Annotated in this window: 13 protein-coding genes and 3 pseudogenes; 3 read left to right on the top strand and 13 right to left on the bottom strand. The window is 70.3% G+C overall.

The genetic code is table 11. The features are described 5' to 3' along the window. Positions 1-159: 159 nt before the first annotated feature. The 5 genes and pseudogenes from ACL06G_RS09410 to ACL06G_RS09390 form a co-directional block, all read right to left on the bottom strand. Positions 160-1,845 (bottom strand): ribonuclease J, encoded by a 1,686-nt coding sequence (locus ACL06G_RS09410; protein ID WP_412785106.1) that lies wholly within the window; start codon positions 1,843-1,845, stop codon positions 160-162. Positions 1,846-1,953: 108 nt separating this feature from the next. Beyond that, positions 1,954-2,853 carry a 4-hydroxy-tetrahydrodipicolinate synthase gene (gene dapA / locus ACL06G_RS09405; RefSeq protein WP_412785107.1) on the bottom strand — a complete coding sequence of 300 codons (900 nt, stop codon included), beginning with the start codon at positions 2,851-2,853 and terminating at the stop codon, positions 1,954-1,956. A 238-nt stretch (positions 2,854-3,091) separates the two neighbouring features. Next, positions 3,092-3,541: pseudogene (gene thyX / locus ACL06G_RS09400) on the bottom strand (FAD-dependent thymidylate synthase); the annotation flags it as partial. Positions 3,542-3,547: 6 nt separating this feature from the next. Further along, positions 3,548-3,709 (bottom strand): annotated as a pseudogene (locus tag ACL06G_RS09395) (hypothetical protein); the annotation flags it as partial. A gap of 321 nt (positions 3,710-4,030) precedes the next feature. After that, positions 4,031-4,333: pseudogene (locus ACL06G_RS09390) on the bottom strand (FAD-dependent thymidylate synthase); the annotation flags it as partial. A 190-nt stretch (positions 4,334-4,523) separates the two neighbouring features. On the opposite strand from ACL06G_RS09390, the gene ACL06G_RS09385 reads away from it, so the two are divergent. Next, on the top strand, positions 4,524-5,105 hold the full coding sequence (locus tag ACL06G_RS09385) for an SCO5741 family PH domain-containing membrane protein (RefSeq protein WP_412835715.1): 582 nt from the start codon (positions 4,524-4,526) through the stop codon (positions 5,103-5,105). A 45-nt stretch (positions 5,106-5,150) separates the two neighbouring features. Here the strand turns inward: ACL06G_RS09385 and ACL06G_RS09380 are convergent, their stop codons facing one another. From ACL06G_RS09380 to eccD, 7 genes are all read right to left on the bottom strand, one after another. Continuing rightward, positions 5,151-6,038 (bottom strand): 3-hydroxyacyl-CoA dehydrogenase family protein, encoded by an 888-nt coding sequence (locus ACL06G_RS09380; RefSeq protein ID WP_412835714.1) that lies wholly within the window; start codon positions 6,036-6,038, stop codon positions 5,151-5,153. Between the two features lie 121 nt (positions 6,039-6,159). After that, complete coding sequence (locus ACL06G_RS09375; RefSeq protein ID WP_412785110.1) at positions 6,160-6,615, bottom strand: tetratricopeptide repeat protein; 456 nt, start codon at positions 6,613-6,615, stop codon at positions 6,160-6,162. A gap of 5 nt (positions 6,616-6,620) precedes the next feature. Beyond that, positions 6,621-7,373, bottom strand: a complete 753-nt coding sequence (gene dapB, locus ACL06G_RS09370; RefSeq protein WP_412785111.1) for a 4-hydroxy-tetrahydrodipicolinate reductase — start codon at positions 7,371-7,373, stop codon at positions 6,621-6,623. Positions 7,374-7,403: 30 nt separating this feature from the next. Continuing rightward, positions 7,404-8,783, bottom strand: a complete 1,380-nt coding sequence (locus tag ACL06G_RS09365; RefSeq protein WP_412785112.1) for a M16 family metallopeptidase — start codon at positions 8,781-8,783, stop codon at positions 7,404-7,406. Further along, positions 8,780-11,002 (bottom strand): polyribonucleotide nucleotidyltransferase, encoded by a 2,223-nt coding sequence (locus tag ACL06G_RS09360; RefSeq protein ID WP_412785113.1) that lies wholly within the window; start codon positions 11,000-11,002, stop codon positions 8,780-8,782. Before ACL06G_RS09360 ends, ACL06G_RS09365 begins: the two co-directional genes overlap by 4 nt. Positions 11,003-11,300: 298 nt before the next feature. After that, positions 11,301-11,591, bottom strand: a complete 291-nt coding sequence (rpsO, locus tag ACL06G_RS09355; RefSeq protein WP_237321438.1) for a 30S ribosomal protein S15 — start codon at positions 11,589-11,591, stop codon at positions 11,301-11,303. 101 nt (positions 11,592-11,692) lie between these two features. Continuing rightward, on the bottom strand, positions 11,693-13,147 hold the full coding sequence (eccD, locus tag ACL06G_RS09350) for a type VII secretion integral membrane protein EccD (RefSeq protein WP_412785114.1): 1,455 nt from the start codon (positions 13,145-13,147) through the stop codon (positions 11,693-11,695). A 284-nt stretch (positions 13,148-13,431) separates the two neighbouring features. Here eccD and eccCa point away from each other — a divergent pair, with 284 nt between their 5' ends. Together eccCa and ACL06G_RS09340 are read left to right on the top strand one after the other, a co-directional pair. Further along, positions 13,432-17,376 carry a type VII secretion protein EccCa gene (gene eccCa / locus ACL06G_RS09345; protein ID WP_412785115.1) on the top strand — a complete coding sequence of 1,315 codons (3,945 nt, stop codon included), beginning with the start codon at positions 13,432-13,434 and terminating at the stop codon, positions 17,374-17,376. A gap of 239 nt (positions 17,377-17,615) precedes the next feature. Continuing rightward, positions 17,616-17,885 carry a DUF397 domain-containing protein gene (locus tag ACL06G_RS09340; protein ID WP_412785116.1) on the top strand — a complete coding sequence of 90 codons (270 nt, stop codon included), beginning with the start codon at positions 17,616-17,618 and terminating at the stop codon, positions 17,883-17,885. 17 nt (positions 17,886-17,902) lie between these two features. Here the strand turns inward: ACL06G_RS09340 and ACL06G_RS09335 are convergent, their stop codons facing one another. Next, positions 17,903-18,553 carry a hypothetical protein gene (locus tag ACL06G_RS09335; RefSeq protein ID WP_412835713.1) on the bottom strand — a complete coding sequence of 217 codons (651 nt, stop codon included), beginning with the start codon at positions 18,551-18,553 and terminating at the stop codon, positions 17,903-17,905. Positions 18,554-18,557 lie beyond the last annotated feature (4 nt).

The following is an 18,557-nucleotide window of genomic DNA, read 5'->3' as shown; positions in this document are numbered from 1 at the left end:
CTCCACCGTATCAGAGGTTTTTCATCCCGATGACCGGTCCGATTTCCGCTGAACACCACGGTCCTTCGGGCGGAACCCGTTTCCCGTCGCGGTGGAGCCGTAAACGTACTGGAGCGAGGCGCCGCGATGCAAATCGGGGCGCCTCGCTCCTCGTTGACGTCACACGTCCACGACCACCGGCAGGATCATCGGACGCCGCCGGTAGGTGTCGGACACCCACCGTCCGACCGCCCTGCGCACCAGCTGCTGGAGCTGGTGCGGTTCGGCCACACCGTCCTGGGCCGCCTTGCCCAGGGCCTCCTCGATCTTCGGGACGACGGCACCGAAGTCGGACTCGTCGATGCCGGACCCCCGGGCATGGATGTGGGGGCCGCCCACGATCTTGCCGCTGCTGCTGTCCACCACCACGAAGACGGAGACGATGCCCTCGTCCCCGAGAATCCGACGGTCCTTCAGCGAGGACTCGGTGACATCGCCGACCGAGAGCCCGTCGACGTAGACATAGCCGGCCTGGACCTTCCCGCTGATCTTCGCGCGGCCCTCGACGAGGTCGACGACCACGCCGTCCTCGGCGATCACCACACGGTCCCGCGGGGTGCCGGTGAGCGCACCCAGTTCGGCGTTCGCCCGGAGGTGGCGCCACTCGCCGTGCACCGGCATCAGGTTCTTCGGCCGGCAGATGTTGTAGAAGTACAGCAGCTCGCCGGCCGAGGCGTGGCCCGAGACGTGCACCTTCGCGTTGCCCTTGTGCACCACGTCGGCACCCCACCGGGTCAGGCCGTTGATCACGCGGTACACCGCGTTCTCGTTGCCCGGGATCAACGACGACGCCAGGATGACGGTGTCCCCGTCGACGATGCGGATCTGGTGGTCCCGGTTGGCCATCCGGGAGAGCGCCGCCATGGGCTCGCCCTGCGAGCCGGTGCACACCAGCACCACCTCGTCCTCCGGAAGGTCGTCGAGCGCCTTGACGTCGACGAGGAGACCGGCGGGGACGTTCAGGTAGCCGAGATCCCGCGCGATGCCCATGTTGCGGACCATCGACCGACCGACGAAGGCCACTCTGCGGCCGTACTCGTGCGCGGCGTCCAGGATCTGCTGGATGCGGTGCACGTGGGAGGCGAAGCTCGCCACGATGATGCGTTTCTGCGCGCCGGCGAACACCTGGCGGATGACCTGGGAGATGTCCCGCTCCGGCGGGACGAATCCGGGCACCTCCGCGTTGGTGGAGTCGGACAGCAGCAGGTCGATGCCCTCCTCCCCCAGTCGGGAGAAGGCCCGCAGGTCGGTGAGCCGGCCGTCCATCGGGAGCTGGTCCATCTTGAAATCACCCGTGTGGACCAGCAGGCCCGCGGGGGTGCGCACAGCGACGGCCAGGGCGTCCGGGATCGAGTGGTTCACCGAGACGAACTCGCAGTCGAACGGCCCGATGCGCTCCCGATGGCCCTCGCTCACCTGGAGCGTGTACGGCCGGATGCGGTGCTCCTGAAGCTTCGCCTCGATGAGGGCCAGCGTGAGCTTGGAGCCGATCAGTGGAATGTCCGGCTTCTCGCGCAGCAGGTAGGGGACACCGCCGATGTGGTCCTCGTGCCCGTGGGTGAGCACGATGCCCTCGATGTCGTCCAGCCTGTCCCGGATCGAACTGAAGTCCGGCAGGATCAGGTCGATGCCGGGCTGCTCCTCCTCGGGGAAGAGCACGCCGCAGTCGACGATGAGCAGGCGTCCGCCGAACTCCAGAACGGTCATGTTGCGGCCGATCTCGCCCAGGCCGCCGAGCGGGGTGACGCGGAGGCCGCCCTCGGGGAGCTCCGGCGGAGGGCCGAGCTCGGGGTGCGGATGACTCAAAGGACTCTCCTCACCACTCGCGCCACGCGCCCCTCCAGGGCACGTGGCGCGAGCGATATGTGTGCACTTGCAGATGAGTTCGTCGGTATGCAGTTGTGAAGTCTGTGACTAGAGGTGTACCCCACCCGCGGCAAGATCGTGCCTGAGCTGGTGCGTCTCCTCGGGCGACAACTCGACGAGGGGCATCCGCAGCGGACCGCCGGGATGGCCCTGCAGGGCGAGCGCGGCTTTGCAGGTGATGACGCCCTGGGTACGGAACATCCCGGTGAAGACCGGGAGCAGCTTCTGGTGGATCTCGGTGGCCTTGACGACGTCGCCGCTGACATGGGCCTCCAGCATGGCGCGCAGCTCGGGTGCGACCAGGTGGCCGACGACCGAGACGTACCCCACGGCCCCCACGGACAGCAGCGGGAGGTTGAGCATGTCGTCACCGCTGTACCAGGCCAGACCGCTCGTCGCGATGGCCCAGCTGGCCCGCCCGAGGTCGCCCTTGGCGTCCTTGTTGGCGACGATCCTGGGGTGCTCGGCGAGCCGGACGAGAGTCTCGGTGTTGATCGGGACACCGCTTCGCCCGGGGATGTCGTAGAGCATCACCGGCAGATCGGTGGCGTCGGCGATGGCGGTGAAGTGGCGGTAGAGCCCTTCCTGCGGCGGCTTGCTGTAGTAGGGCGTCACCGCGAGGAGGCCGTGGGCCCCGGCCTTCTCCGCCTCCCGGGCGAGTTTCAGGCTGTGTGCGGTGTCGTTGGTTCCGGCACCCGCGACGACGTGGGCGCGGTCTCCGACAGCTTCCGCGACGGCCTCCACGAGCCGGGCCTTCTCCGCATCGCTCGTGGTGGGGGACTCGCCGGTGGTTCCGTTGACGATCAGCCCGTCGTTGCCGGCGTCGACCAGATGGACGGCGAGCTGCTGGGCGCCGTCGACGTCGAGCGCGCCGTCCGCGGTGAACGGCGTGACCATCGCGGTCAGGACCCGCCCGAAGGGCGTCTGCGGTGTGGAGGTCGGAGCCATGGGTCCCACGCTACTCGCAGCGGACGGCTGGTCGCGCCCTCGGGTGCGGACGAAAGGACACCGGCACTGCCTGCTCGGGGGTTCAGGCAGTGCCGGGTCCGTTCGTCCACAGTAGAGGAACTTCTCGAAACGGCGCAATACGGACACAGTGCGCCATCGCGGCGATCACCGGCGTACCCGCAGCTCCGGGACGGGCCACTGCCCCGGCGCACCTCCCCCACCGCGCCCCCCTTCCGCGTCAGGGCGCGACGCGCCCGTTCCTGTTGAAGGCCGCGTACGTCAGCGGCATCAGCTCCGCCCACCGGGCCTCCATCTGCTCGGCCACCATCTCGATCTCCCGCTGCGGGAACGACGGCGTCCTGGCCAGTTCGTGCTGGGTGCGCAGGCCGAGGAAATGCATGAGGGACCGGGCGTTGCAGGTGGCGTACATCGACGAGTACAACCCGACCGGCAGCGCCGCCCGAGCCACCTCACGGGCCACTCCGGCCGCCAGCATCTCCTGATAGGCCGCGTACGCCTGCTCGTAGGAACCCGTCAGGGCGTCGCCGACCAGGTCCAGCTGCTCCGACGTGCCCTCGACGAACTCGTACTTGCCGGGACGCCCCTGCTGCACCAGCTTGCGCGAGGCGTCGGGCACGTAGAAGACGGGCTGCAGCTCGCGGTACCTGCCGGACTCCTCGTTGTAGGAGTTGTGGACCACGACGCCCTCGGCGACGAAGTTGTGCCAGGGGCCCTCCACCGACAGGTCGAAGGTCTCTTCCTCGCCGTCGGGCGCCACCGCCACGATCTCGTCCGGCTCGGCGGGATCGCTCCCGGCTTCCGGCCCCTCCGGGCCGCGCCGCGCCCCGTCCGTCATGACGAAGTCGCCGACAGCGAGTTCGCCCGCCTTCCGCCAACCGTCCGGCGTGAGGATCGCGTGATCCGCGGAGCAGCGCAGCACGCCGTCGCCCGAGCGGGTCGTGAACGCCAGGAGCGGTTTCACACCGGAGGCGATCACGTCGACGACAGGTGTGCTCCGCGGCGTCAGCTCCTGCTCGTCGTAGCAGCGGACCCGGAGCGGCTGCCGCTCCGGGGCCCCCTGACGGCGCTGCCACTCGTGGTGGAGCTGCGCGACGGTGCTCGTCCGGAGGGAACCGTCCGCCCGGAGGAGGGCGATGCGGGTGTCTCCCGCCAGGCACCACCCGACCCGGTGCCGGTGGAACTCGCGGAAGACGAACAGTGGCGCGCTCACGAAGAAGGTCATCGAGTTGTGCTCGAAGGGGCTGCCGTGCCGGTCCCGCATCAGGTAGTTGATGAGGCCCTTGGACCGCTCCGGATCCTTCCGGAGCTCGTCCAGGGACTGCTCTCCCGCAGTCGAGACGCGAGCGGCCCACAGCACGTCGGTGTCGGCCGCGCTGTGCTTGACCAGCTCGACCGTCACGTCGCTGCGGAAGCGAGGACTGGGGGCTGCGGTGTCGGCTGCGGTGTCGGCTTCGGTCACCGGTGGTTCCTTCCACGTGCGTACCTCGCCGCTCGGTGGCAAGCGGCGGCGTTCAGCCTACGGGGAGCCGCCGACAGCACGGGCCGCCACACGCCCCGGCCGGCAGGTGCGGGGCCGGGGTGGCCGGGACGCAGGCGTCTCGTTAGTCTCACCGGCACAGAGATGACCACCCCGTGACCGAGGAATCGCCGTGCCCCTGAACTTCCTGACGACCGACCACGCTCCGGTCGAGCACGTCCTCGGCCCGGACCGCGCGCTCCCGTTCGAGGGGCGCACCGACAGACGTCGGCCCTACCGGATCGGGCCGTGGCGGGTGGCGGCATCTGCCGTCCTGCTGCTGCTGACGTCGTACGTGCTGATCTCGTCGCTGGTCCTCGCGTTGACGGGCCAGGCCTCCGGCGCCCTGGTGTTCGTGGGTGTGGCCGTCGTGACCGCCGCTCTCGCACTGCGACTGCTGCGCGTGGGCGTCTGGGTGAACCGGGACGGGCTGCGGCAGGTCGCCCTGTTCCACACGGTGACGCTGCGCTGGTCCGACGTGGGGGCGGTGCGCACGCGGCAGCAGCCGGTGAAGTGGCTGGGGCTGCCGCGCACGGTTCAGGGGCAGGCGCTGGAAATCGTGCGCAGCGGCGGCGGCGCGCCGCTGCGCTACGTACTCACCACGCACAACGCCGATTTCCTCAACCGTCCCGAGGCCTTCGACCGGGCGGCGGACGTCATCGAGGGGTGGGCCGCCGAGGCGCGCGCCCACGGGCAGGCGTCACGGCAGGACTGAGGTCCGTCGGCGGGCCCGGCACGTCGTCCGGACCCGCCGACGGGGTCACGCCTTCCCGGGCCACTCGTAGAAACCGCGCCCGCTCTTGCGGCCCAGGTGGCCCTGCTCCACCTTCTCGACGAGCAGCGCCGGCGGAGCGAAGCGCGGACCGAGTTCGCGCTCCAGGTAGCGGGCGATGCCGAGCCTGACGTCCAGACCGACGATGTCGGTGAGCTTCAGCGGGCCGGTGGGGTGTCCGTAGCCGAGGCTCATCGCGGCATCGACGTCCTCCGCGGAGGCGACACCCGACTCGACCATCCGAATGGCTTCCAGGCCGAGTGCGACCCCGAGCCGGCTGCTCGCGAAGCCGGGGGCGTCGTGCACCACCACCGCGGTCTTGCCGAGCTGTTCGACCCAGGCGACCGCGCGCTCCCGAAGCGCGTCCCCGGTGGCGGGGGCGAGGACGACCTCGACGAGTCTGCTGGCCGGAACGGGGTTGAAGAAGTGCAGGCCCAGTACGCGCTCGGGGTGGGCCAGTGCCTGGGCGAGGGTGTCCAGCGAGATGCTGCTGGTGTTGGAGGCGATGACCGTGCCCGCTGCCACCGCGTCCTCGACGGCGCGCAGGGTGGTCAGCTTGAGGTCCAGGTCCTCCGGCACGGCCTCGACGACGAGCCCGCAGCCCGACAGGTCCTCGTAGCGCGTCGCGGTGCGCAGTCTCTTCAGCAGCGGAGCCGGGTCGTCGATCTTTCCGCGGTCCGCGCTCGCCCTCATGGCGCGTTCGACGCGTCCGGCAGCGGCCGCGGCGGCGTCCGTGTCGCGCTCCAGCACCACGGCCTCGCTGCCGGCGAGCAGCAGGGCATGCGCGATGCCGGCCCCCATGCGTCCCCCGCCCACGACTCCGCAGACCTGCGGGAGTGCTGCGGGGAAAGCGGTGCGCGTTCCGGATTCCGTCATGTCCGTCCTCCTGTCGTCCCCGGCCACGGCGGTGTGGCCGTGCACGTCCGTTCCTATCGCACGGCGGAGGGCCCGCGGATGCCGGGGCGGAGGGCGCCCGGTGGACGGGCTGCGGCAGGACTCAGCCGGCCGGGGGCGTCCGTCCGTCGTGCAGCGCGATCGCCCGCTGCATGGCCTTGCGGGCACGCGGTGTGTCGCGGGCGTCGTGGTAGGCGACAGCCAGGCGGAACCAGGTGCGCCAGTCGTCCGGTTCACGCTCCGCCTCGGCCTTGCGCGCGGCGAACACGGCGTCGGCGGAGGCGCGGTCGATGCGGCCCGAGGGGGTGCGTTCCAGTTCGTCGACGGGCAGTCCGCCCTCGGCCTCGAGTTCGCGGGCGAGCCGGCCCGCGGAGCGCGCGAAGCGCGTGGTGTGCCAGAGGAACCACAGCCCGATGACCGGCAGCACCAGCACAGCGGCGCCGAGAGCGATCGTGACGGGTGTGCCCTGTTCGAGGAGCACCACACCGCGGCTGCCGACGAGCACGAAGTACACGACGAGCACGGCGGCGACCGCGGTGTAGGTGAGGCGTGCGCGCACCGGGCTCAGTCCAGATCCATGAAGGCGTCGAGCCCGTAGGTCAGGCCGGGCACGGAGACGACGCGCCGCACGCCGAGCAGCACGCCGGGCATGAAGGAGGAGCGGTTCATGGAGTCGTGGCGGAGGGTGAAGACCTCGCCCTCGTCGCCGAACAGGACCTCCTGGTGGGCGACGAGGCCCCGCAGGCGCACCGCGTGCACCGGCACTCCGTCGACGTCCGCACCGCGCGCACCGTCCAGGGCGGTGGAGGTCGCGTCGGGCTGCGGGCCGCATCCGGCTTCGCGGCGGGCGTCGGCGATCAGCTGCGCGGTGCGGGCCGCGGTGCCGCTCGGCGCGTCGGCCTTGTTCGGGTGGTGCAGCTCGACGACCTCGACGGATTCGAAGAACCGGGCCGCCTGCCGGGCGAAGCGCATGGTCAGTACGGCGCCGATGCCGAAGTTGGGGGCGATCAGGACACCGGTGCCCGGGGACGCCGCGAGCCACTCCCGCAGCCGGTCCAGGCGCTCGTCGGTCCACCCGGTCGTTCCGACGACTCCGTGGATGCCGTGCCGGACGCAGAACTCGAGGTTGCCCATCACCGCGTCGGGGTGGGTCAGGTCGACGGCGACCTGGGTCCCGGCGTCGGTGAGGGCCGTCAGGTCGTCGTCGCGGTCGACGGCGGCGGCCAGTTCGAGATCGTCGGCGGCCTCGACAGCCCTGACGGCCTCGGAACCCATCTTGCCCTTGGCGCCGATGACGGCGACCCGCAGCGTGCTCATGTCTGTTGCGTCCTCGTGTGGATGGTGCTTTCAGGAAACGGCTTCGTGGAGGTGGGCGGTCTGCCGGTCGGTGAGGGGCCCGATCGCCGACAGCGACGGCCGGGCGGTCAGCACGTCCCGGGCGACGGCGCGTACGTCGTCGGGGGTGACGGCCGCGATCCGGGCGAGCATCTCGTCGACCGACATCTGTTCGCCCCAGCACAGTTCGCTCTTGCCGAGGCGGTGCATCAGGGCCCCGGTGTCCTCCAGTCCGAGCACGGTGGAGCCGGACAGTTGCCCGACGGCGCGGCGGACCTCCTCGTCGGTGAGGCCGTTGCGGGCCACGTCGTCGAGTTCGTCACGGCAGATCTTCAGCACCTCGGGCACCTGGTTCGCCCGGCAGCCCGCGTACACCGAGAACAGGCCGCAGTCGGCGAACCCGGAGGTGTGGGCGAAGGTGCTGTAGGCGAGGCCGCGCCGCTCCCGGATCTCCTGGAAGAGGCGGGAGCTCATGCCACCGCCGAGTGCGGCGCTGAGCACTCCGAGGGCCCAGCGGCGTTCGTCGTTCCGTGAGACGCCGGGCATGCCGAGCACCACATGGGCCTGTTCGGTCCCGCGCTCCAGGACGTCCACGCGTCCGCCGCCGCCCAGGGCGCGGGTGCCGCTCCGCGGGGCGACCGGTTCGGCGCCCTCGGAGCGGGACAGGGCCCCGCTGCGCTCGAAGGCGTCGCGGACCCGGTGCACCACGGCGTCGTGGTCGAGGTTCCCGGCGGCGGCGACCACCAGGTGCGGCGGATCGTAGTGGTCGCGGTAGAAGCGGGCGATCCGGTCGCGGGTGAGTGCGTCGACCGTGTCCGCGGTGCCGAGCACGGGGCGCCCCAGCGCGGTGTCACCGAACATGGTGCGGGCGAACAGGTCGTGCACGCAGTCGCCGGGGTCGTCGTCCGTCATCGCGATCTCCTCGAGGATGACGCCGCGTTCGGCGTCGACCTCCTCCTGCGCGATGACGGAATCGGTGAGCATGTCGCCGAGTACGTCGATGGCGAGCGGCAGGTCGGTGTCGAGGACCCGCGCGTAGTAGCAGGTGAACTCCTTCGCGGTGAAGGCGTTCATCTCACCGCCGACGGCGTCCAGGGCGGCGGAGATGTCGAGTGCGGAGCGCCGTCGGGTCCCTTTGAAGAGCAGGTGCTCCAGGTAGTGGGTGGCGCCGTTGAGCTCGGGCGTCTCGTCGCGGGAGCCGACGTGCGCCCAGATGCCGAGGGTCGCCGAGCGGACGGTCGGCAGGGTCTCGGTGACCACCCGGAGTCCGCCGGGCAGCACGGTACGGCGGACGGTGCCGGCACCGTCCTCTCCCGCGAGAAGCGTGGAAGTACGGGCGACGGCCCGCCCCCGGAGTGCGGGGCGGGCCGTCGCGCGGGACTCTGCCGTCACTTGGAGGCGTCGTCCTTCCCGTCGTCGGAGCCGTTCTCCTCGTCCTCCAGGACGGGGATGAGGGACAGCTTGCCGCGCTGGTCGATCTCGGCGATCTCGACCTGGACCTTCTGGCCGACGCCCAGCACGTCCTCGACGTTCTCGACGCGCTTGCCACCCGCGAGCTTGCGGATCTGCGAGATGTGCAGCAGACCGTCCTTGCCCGGCAGCAGCGAGACGAAGGCACCGAAGGTGGTGGTCTTGACGACCGTGCCCAGGTAGCGCTCGCCGACCTCGGGCATCGTGGGGTTCGCGATGCCGTTGATCGTGGTGCGGGCGGCCTCGGCGGCCGGGCCGTCGGCGGCACCGATGTAGATCGTGCCGTCGTCCTCGACCGTGATGTCGGCGCCGGTGTCCTCCTGGATCTGGTTGATCATCTTGCCCTTGGGGCCGATGACCTCTCCGATCTTGTCGACCGGGATCTTGACGGTGATGATCCGCGGCGCGTTCGGCGACATCTCGTCGGGGACGTCGATGGCCTCGTTCATCACGTCGAGGATGTGCAGCCGGGCGTCGCGGGCCTGCTTGAGGGCCGCGGCGAGCACCGAGGCGGGGATGCCGTCGAGCTTGGTGTCGAGCTGCAGGGCGGTCACGAAGTTGCGCGTACCGGCGACCTTGAAGTCCATGTCGCCGAAGGCGTCCTCGGCGCCGAGGATGTCCGTGAGCGTCACGTAGTGCGTCTCGCCGTCGATCTCCTGGGAGATCAGGCCCATGGCGATGCCGGCGACGGGGGCCTTCAGCGGCACACCGGCGTTCAGCAGCGACATGGTGGAGGCGCAGACCGAGCCCATGGAGGTCGAGCCGTTCGAGCCGAGGGCCTCGGACACCTGACGGATCGCGTAGGGGAACTCCTCACGCGTCGGCAGCACCGGGGTCAGCGCGCGCTCGGCGAGCGCACCATGACCGACCTCGCGGCGCTTGGGGGAGCCGACACGACCGGTCTCGCCGACGGAGTACGGCGGGAAGTTGTAGTTGTGCATGTAGCGCTTGCGGGTCACCGGCGAGAGGGTGTCCAGCTGCTGCTCCATGCGCAGCATGTTCAGCGTGGTGACGCCCAGGATCTGGGTCTCGCCGCGCTCGAACAGCGCCGAGCCGTGGACCCGCGGGATTGCCTCGACCTCGGCGGCGAGGGTGCGGATGTCGGTGACCCCGCGGCCGTCGATGCGCTTCTTCTCCTTGATGACGCGCTCGCGCACCAGGGTCTTGGTCAGCGAGCGGTAGGCGGCGGAGATCTCCTTCTCGCGCCCCTCGAACTGTGGGAGCAGCTTCTCCGCGGCCAGGCCCTTGACGCGGTCCAGTTCGGCCTCGCGCTCCTGCTTGGCGGCGATCGTCAGCGCCTGGGCGAGCTCGTCCCGGACGGCCTCGGTGAGGGCGTCGAGCACGTCGTCCTGGTAGTCCGGGAAGATCGGGAACTCGCCGGTGGGCTTGGCGGCCTTGGCGGCCAGGTCGGACTGGGCGCGGCAGAGCACCTTGATGAAGGGCTTCGCGGCCTCCAGGCCGGCGGCCACGACCTCCTCGGTCGGCGCTTCGGCGCCGCCCTTGACCAGCTCGACGGTCCGCTCCGTGGCCTCGGCCTCCACCATCATGACGGCGACGTCGCCGTCGGGCAGGACGCGGCCCGCGACGACCATGTCGAACGCGGCGTCCTCGAGCTCGGTGTGCGTGGGGAAGGCCACCCACTGACCGCGGATGAGGGCGACACGGGTGCCGCCGATCGGGCCGGAGAACGGCAGTCCGGCCAGCTGCGTGGAGCAGGAGGCGGCGTTGATCGCGACCACGTCGTAGAGGTGGTCGGGGTTGAGCGCCATGATCGTCTCGACGATCTGGATCTCGTTGCGCAGGCCCTTGCGGAAGGAGGGGCGCAGCGGCCTGTCGATCAGGCGGCAGGTGAGGATCGCGTCCTCGCTCGGGCGGCCCTCGCGGCGGAAGAAGGAACCGGGGATCTTGCCCGCGGAGTACATGCGCTCCTCGACGTCCACCGTCAGCGGGAAGAAGTCGAGCTGGTCCTTCGGGGTCTTCGAGGCGGTGGTGGCCGACAGCACCATGGTGTCGTCGTCCAGGTACGCCACGGCGGATCCGGCGGCCTGCTTGGCCAGCCGGCCCGCCTCGAAACGGATGGTGCGGGTGCCGAAGGAACCGTTGTCGATCACGGCTTCGGCGTAGTGGGTCTCGTTCTCCACCAGGGATGTCTCCTCGTCGTGTGCCCGTCGCCCGTGCGGCGGCGGGCCGTCATGCGGCGAGGCGCTCCCTGTGCGGTGCCGGTCTTCGATCGAAGCACCCGGGAGCGTGCGCGTGGACTCGCGCTGCGTCCGGGGGCCACTACCGAGGACCGGCGTCGGTGGGACGCGCCCCACCCGGTACTCGTCGTGTCGTTCGTTCTGTACTTCCGGGAACCAGGTTACTCAGCTTCCGGCTCCCGTGAGATACGGGAAGGGGAGCGGCTCCCGTGTCGTGGGAGCCGCTCCCCTCGCTCACCTGCTAGCGGGCGCCTGCGGCACCGCGGCGGATGCCGAGGCGCTCGACCAGCGCACGGAAGCGCTGGATGTCCTTCTTCGCCAGGTACTGCAGCAGGCGGCGGCGCTGGCCGACCAGCAGCAGCAGACCCCGGCGGGAGTGGTGGTCGTGCTTGTGCATCTTCAGGTGCTCGGTGAGGTCCGAGATGCGCGCGGACAGCAGAGCGACCTGGACCTCCGGGGAGCCGGTGTCACCCTCCTTGGTGGCGAACTCGGAGATGATCGACTTCTTCCGGGCAGCGTCGAGAGACGACACGCGTACTCCTCTATCGGATCGTGCCACCGAGCGTCCCCGGTCTTCGTCACAGGGATTCTTCGGTCACTCGGGCGGCCGAGCCATCCTACCAGCGCCGCGGGTCAGCCTCCGATGAGCCCGCGCACCTCGGCGTACACGTCCAGCACGGCCAGTGTCAGCGGGATGAGGGAGAGCAGCACGAAGGTCTCCGACATCTCCATGAAGCGGCCCCAGAACGGCGTCAGGCCGGTGCGCGGCACGATCAGTCCGATCGCGGTGACCAGCGCGGCCGCGGCGGCCAGGGACGCGGTGATCCAGATGGTACGGAAGTCCATGCCGCTGCTGTCGCCCAGGGCCATGTCACGCACGAGGGCGGTCGGCGGGTTCAGGGCGAGACCGAGGGCGAGCAGTGCGAGAGCCGCGAGGCCCGCCGTCAGCGCGCAGGCGACCTGGGCGGTGTAGCGGAACAACCGGGCCCTCAGAAGCATGGCGATGCCGGCGGCGAAGGCGAGCAGCTGCCCCCAGCTGGTGTCCGAGAAGCCGAGGACGGAGGCGGCGCCGACGAGGACCAGGCACCAGCCGCCGACGAGACCGACGAGCATCTCGTGGCCGCGGCGGGCCTGCGCGGCGATCCGCTCGGCGTCGACGGGGCCCTGAAGCTCGCGGCCGCCGCCCTGGTTCCGGCCCTGGCCGCCCTCCCGCGGCTCGAAGCCGATGGGCAGCCGGGCGAAGCGCGCGGAGAGTCCCGGCAGGAAGGCGATGGTGCCGACGGCCAGGGGCACCGCGACGGCTGCCGCCTCGACGGGCTCGATGCGTGTCACGACGGCGACGAAGGTGATCAGAGTGCCGACGGCCGAGGCCACGGCAGTGGCCACGAAGGGGCCGTCCCCGCGCGGGGTGATCGCGATCAGGACGGCGGAGGCGAGGAGCACCGCCACGCACCCGAGCAGGAACTGGAGCCTGCCGATCCCGGAGCCCTCGGCGAGGGGGAGCAGTCCGGACCCGGCGATCATGAGGTGGGGCATGGCGCCCAGACCGAGGGCGATCGACGAGGCACGGTCCTCGTACACCCGCGCCCGCACGCAGGCGAGCACGACCAGCAGCACGCCGGTAGCGCCGGCGATGATGCCGGGCAGGGCGTGCATGTCGTGCCCGACCGGGTCGGCGAACCACAGGGCGAAGGCCATGAGTCCGAGGAGCACGCCTCCGCCCGTCAGGCCGGCGACGCGCATCAGGCCGTCGTTCCACAGCGTGCGGTCCTGTCGAACGGTGGCGGCGATCGCGTCGCTGACGTCGTCGAAGACGGCCGCGGGGAGCGAGTCGGCGAACGGCCGCAGCAGCAGCACCTCGCCGTCGCGGATGCCGTTCCCCGCGAGGGAGAGACCCGCTTCCAGGGCCCTGCCGTCCCGGCGCACCAGGTGGTAGCCGGAGAGCGATCCCTCGGCCGCGCCGCCGGACAGCCGGGCGATCTCCGGGTACACGTCGGAGAGCGGCACGCCCTCGGGCAGTGCGACGTCGATGCGCCCGCTGGGAGCCACCACCGTCACACGGCAGAAGCTGGTCGCTGTCGTGGCCACCTTGCTGTTCCCCCTTGCCTACTGCGGAAGATTCGGCATCTCGCTGAATTACAGACATCCCGGGCCCGCGTACCGCGGAATCGCCGTACCGCCCAAACTTCCCCACCGCCGAGCCACTTGAGGAAGGTGCCGGTCACCATACCGCTCCCGCCGCTCTCTCCGTCCTCCCGGAGTCCGCTGAGCGACGAACCGACTAGGATCGGCGCCGGCACGACCGGTAGCTGTTGCAGAGGCGGGGGCGTCGGTGCGAAATTGCGAAATTATCGTGAAGGACTGATGTATCGGTGAGTGTGGTCATCGTGAAGCGGCAGCCACGGGTCATGCCGCCGACCGTGCCGGAGGGGGAAGTACGGCTGGAATCACCGCCGGAACTCCCGAGGGACGGCGACAACGACATCTGGATGAATCTTCTGCCCATCATGGGCATGGGCGGCTCGGTCGCATTCTTCTTCATGCCGGGCTCACAGCCCTATATGAAGGTCGTCGGGGGCCTGATGGCCGTTTCCACGGTCGCCATGGCACTGGCCCAGGTGGTCAAGGCGCGGCGCGGTGGCCGGGCGCAGATGAGTCAGGAACGACGGGACTATTTCCGCTATCTCGATCAAGTGCGGGGAGACGTCCGGAAGACCGCGGAGAAGCAGCGGCACGCGCAGCTGTACCAGCACCCGGCTCCGGACCAGTTGTGGGCGATCGTCGGTGACAGCAAACGCCTCTGGGAACGCCGCCCCTCGGACAACGACTTCGCCTCGGTCCGCATCGGTATCGGCTGGCAGCAGCTGAACACTCCGCTGGTGGCGCCGGAAACAGCCCCGAAGGACGAACTGGAGCCTCTCACCGGTGAGGCGATGCAGTCCTTCCTGGACATTCACCGCTCCCTCCCGGACCTCCCGATCGCCGTCAGTCTGCGCGCCTTCTACCACGTCGTGGTGACCGGCGGAACGGATGAGGTCTACGGCAACGTCCGGGCGTCCGTCGGGCAGTTGGCCGCACTGCACTCCCCCGAGGAGCTCATGGTCGCGGTCGTCGCCCACCCGGGCTCGATGGCCGAGTGGGACTGGACGAAATGGCTGCCGCACTGCCAGCACCCCTCCCAGTCCGACGGCGCCGGCCAGGCACGTCTCTTCTTCGACGATCTCGGTGGGCTGGAGGAGTCCCTGGCGAGTCAGCTCGAGGGCCGCCCCAGGTGGAACCGGGACGGCGCTCCGGTGGCCGACCAGCCGCACCTCGTGGTGATCCTCGACGGCGGCTCCATCCCGCCCGAGTCCGTGCTCGCCGGTGCGGAAGGGCTGCAGGGCGTCACCTTCATCGAGGTCGCGCCGGGCACGCTCGACGATCAGATGTCCGGCGGTCTCACCGTCCACGTGCGGGACGAGAAGCTGGACCTGTACGTGGGTCAGGAATCGGCCTACTCCGGCACGGCCGACGCACTGACCTACGAGCAGGCGGAGGCCCTGGCACGTCAGCTCTCGCCGTTCCGCATGGGCAGCGGGGAGGAAGGCGAACCCCTGCTGTCGAACCTCGACTTCACCGACCTGATGGGAATCGGCGACGCCGGTTCCGTCGACGTGTCCCGCACATGGCGGCCGCGGTCGCTGCACGAACGGCTGCGCGTACCGATCGGTATCGGCGGTGAGGGCGAGCCGGTCATGCTCGACATCAAGGAGGCCTCGCAGGAAGGCATGGGCCCGCACGGTCTGTGCGTCGGTGCGACCGGTTCCGGCAAGTCCGAGCTGCTCCGCACGCTCGTACTGGGACTCGCGGTCACGCACTCCTCGGAGACGCTCAACTTCATCCTCGCGGACTTCAAGGGCGGTGCGACCTTCACCGGCATGGCGGACATGCCGCACACCTCCGCGGTCATCACGAACCTCGCCGACGAACTGACCCTGGTCGACCGGATGCGCGACGCCATCACGGGTGAACTGAACCGGCGCCAGGAACTGCTCCGCAAAGCGGGCAACTACGCCAACATCACCGACTACGAGAAGGCCCGTGCGGCCGGCGCCGCGCTGGACCCGATGCCCTCGCTCGTCCTGATCATCGACGAGTTCAGCGAACTGCTGGCGGCGAAGCCGGACTTCATCGAGATGTTCATCCAGATCGGCCGCATCGGCCGTTCGCTGGGCGTGCACATGCTCCTGGCTTCGCAGCGTCTGGAGGAGGGCAAGCTCCGCGGCCTGGACACGTTCCTCTCGTACCGCATCGGCCTGCGCACCTTCTCCGCGGCCGAGTCGCGCACCGCGATCGGCGTGCCGGACGCCTACCACCTGCCGAACGTGCCGGGTGCGGGCTTCCTCAAGTACGACACCGAGACGATGGTGCAGTTCAAGGCGGCCTACGTCTCGGGCGTCCATCGCGCGGCGGGACCGACCCGGGTGAGCCGGTCGGGCCACAGCAAGCCCGTACTGTTCACCGCCGCTCCCGTCGCGCTGCCGGCGGTGCCGGAGCCGGAGGTCGAGGAGGCCCCGGAGCAGGTCGACGACGCACTCGCCGACACGGTGCTCGACGTGATCGTCCAGAAGATGGTCGGGCAGGGCCCGTCCGCGCACCAGGTGTGGCTGCCGCCGCTGGACGAGGCCCCGTCCCTCGACCAGTTGCTGCCGGCGCTTTCCGGCACGCAGGAGCGGGGCCTCACCGCTCCGGACTACACCGCCCTGGGCAGGCTCGCGGTACCGGTCGCCCTGCTGGACAAGCCGTTCGAACAGCGCCGCGACGTGCTCTACCGGGACTTCTCCGGTGCGGCGGGGCACGGCCTGCTCATCGGTGGCCCGCAGTCGGGCAAGTCGACCATGGTCCGGACGTTGATGACGTCGTTCGCCCTCACGCACACCCCCTCCGAAGTGCAGTTCTACTGCCTGGACTTCGGTGGAGGCTCGCTGCTGGCGATGGAGGAGCTGCACCACGTCGGCGGCGTCGCCAACCGACTCGACGGCGAGAAGGTGCGCCGAACCGTCAGCGAGGTCATGTCGATCCTCAACGAACGTGAGGAGTACTTCCGCGCCCACAACGTCGACTCGATCGCCACGTACCGGCAGCGCCGGGCGGCCGGACAGCTCCCGGACCAGAAGTGGGGCGACGTCTTCCTGGTCATCGACGGCTGGGCGACGTTCAAGACGGACTACGAGATGCTCGAGGGGGACATCACCGACATCGCCCAGCGCGGTCTCGGCTTCGGTGTCCACCTGGTCCTGACCGCAGCGCGCTACACCGAGGTGCGTCCGGCCCTGAAGGACCTGCTGCAGAACCGCGTCGAACTGCGGTTGGGCGACCCGTCGGAGTCGGAGATCGACCGCAAGGTGGCGGCGAACGTGCCGGCGGCGATGCCCGGACGCGGCCTCAGCCCGGACAAGCTCCATCTGATGACGGCACTGCCGCGCATCGACGGCTCCTCGACGGTGGAGGACCTCTCGGACGCGACGCGGCAGACGATCCAGTCGATCAACGAGCACTGGACGGGCGACCCCGCCCCGGCAGTACGTCTGCTGCCGACCATGCTCGAGGCGTCGCGGCTTCCGAAGGGGTCGGACTACCCCGAGCACGGCATCGCCTTCGGCATCGACGAGAGCACGCTCCGTCCGGTGTTCGTCAACTTCGAAACCGACCCGCTGTTCGTGGTCTTCGGGGAGAGCGAATCCGGCAAGAGCGCCCTGCTGCGGCTGCTCATCCACCAGATCACCCAGCGGTACACGCCCGACCAGGCGAAGATCGTCGTCGGCGACTACCGGCGCGCCCACCTGCAGGGGGTGCCGGAAGCGCACATGTCCCGGTACTGCGCGGCCGCTCCGGCTCTCCAGGAGACCCTCGAGGGTCTCGCGGGCTCCATGTCCCGGCGCATGCCGGGCCCGGACGTCACACCGGAGCAGTTGCGCAACCGCAGCTGGTACGACAGCCCGGACGCTTTCGTCATCATCGACGACTACGACCTGGTGGCCACCGGGCAGAACCCCCTGATGCCGCTGCTGGAGTACCTGCCGTTCGCGCGCGACGTCGGCCTCCGCGTCATCCTGGCGCGTTCGTCCGGCGGCGCCAGCCGTGCCCTGTACGAGCCGGTGATGCAGCGGATGAAGGAGTTGGGCTCCCAGGGCGTGGTGCTCTCCGGAGACAGGTCGGAGGGGCCGCTGCTGGGCAATACACCGCCCGCGCAGCTGCCTCCCGGACGCGGATACTTCCAGACCCGCCGCCGCGGTGGGCAGCTCGTCCAGACGGGCTGGATGCCGGCGCAGTTCTGAGCGGGCATCGGCGTGCAGCCGATGCACTCCGACCGGAGGGAGGGCTCGGAGGCGCATGCGCCTCCGAGCCCTCCCTCCGTGTCGTGGGCGCAGGCCGAGATCCGGGTGCCCGGATGGCGTCGTCGGGCACACCTGCGGGGACGCTCCGTGAAAAGATGACGTCGGCGCCATGACGAGGGGGCCGGCCCGCCACCAGGTCTCCACCGTCGATCGACTCACGACGCAGGGAGCGACCAGCCATGGGCACACAGCAGGAGAAGGACGAGCTGTACGCGATGGACATCTCCGGCGCCGTGTGGGAGTCCGCACCCGGCGATCCGGACGAGGAACGCGTCGAGATCGCGCACCTGCCCGGCGGGGCGGTGGCGATGCGGAACTCCAAGGATCCCGGCACGGTGCTGCGCTACACGGCGGCCGAGTGGCATGCGTTCGTGCTCGGTGCCCGCGACGGCGAGTTCGACCTGCACCCGGCACCGGAGACCGAATCGAACGGCGAGGCGGGCTCCTGAGGTCGACCGGCCGAGCGTCAGCCGCGCACCGGAGCAGCGTCGAGCACGGCCCTGAGGTCCCGCGTGGCGTCGGTGCGGTCGGCGGAGAGATTCGCCCGGGAACGCTGGACGGTCATGAGCCCCGTCCCGCCGGGGACGGCCAGGACGCCCCAGCGGCTCGGGTCGCCTGCGAACCAGGCACCGCGTTCCACCCGCTCGTCCCATCGGGTCCAACGCCGCGGGTCGCGCGCCACCATCGTGGGTGACACCGTTCCGTTCTCCTCCTGGTCCGGCCCGGAGAGGGCTGCCCCGAGCGGCAGGTGGATCGAGAAACCCTCGCTGTCCCTGCCGGACTTCCGCACCCGGGAGAGCGGTTGCCAGGGGAACGCCTCCAGCACCCTGCGCGCCTTCTTCAACCGGGAGAGCGCCCGCAGGCACGAGTAGAGCGCGAACGGGTACCAGAGGACGGCGAGGGCCCCGATCATCGGCGCGAGTTGGTTGCTGCCCCCACGCGCGTACTCCACGCCGGCGGCGGCGTTCATGATGCTGCTCAGAGCGAGCAGGGCCACGAAGACGACGGTCCAGAGGCAGAACCGCAGCCTGATCCGGTTCCGGGTCCGTTCCCAGGCCACCCGTGTTTCAGGATGCCCGAACGCCGTCGGGTGCGGGGGGACTTCCTGATGCGTCATACCG

Source organism: Streptomyces callyspongiae (assembly GCF_047200695.1).
In the GTDB taxonomy this organism is placed as follows: domain Bacteria; phylum Actinomycetota; class Actinomycetes; order Streptomycetales; family Streptomycetaceae; genus Streptomyces.
The sequence above is the reverse complement of the archived record's forward strand: the minus strand, read 5'-3'. Positions and strand labels throughout refer to the sequence as shown.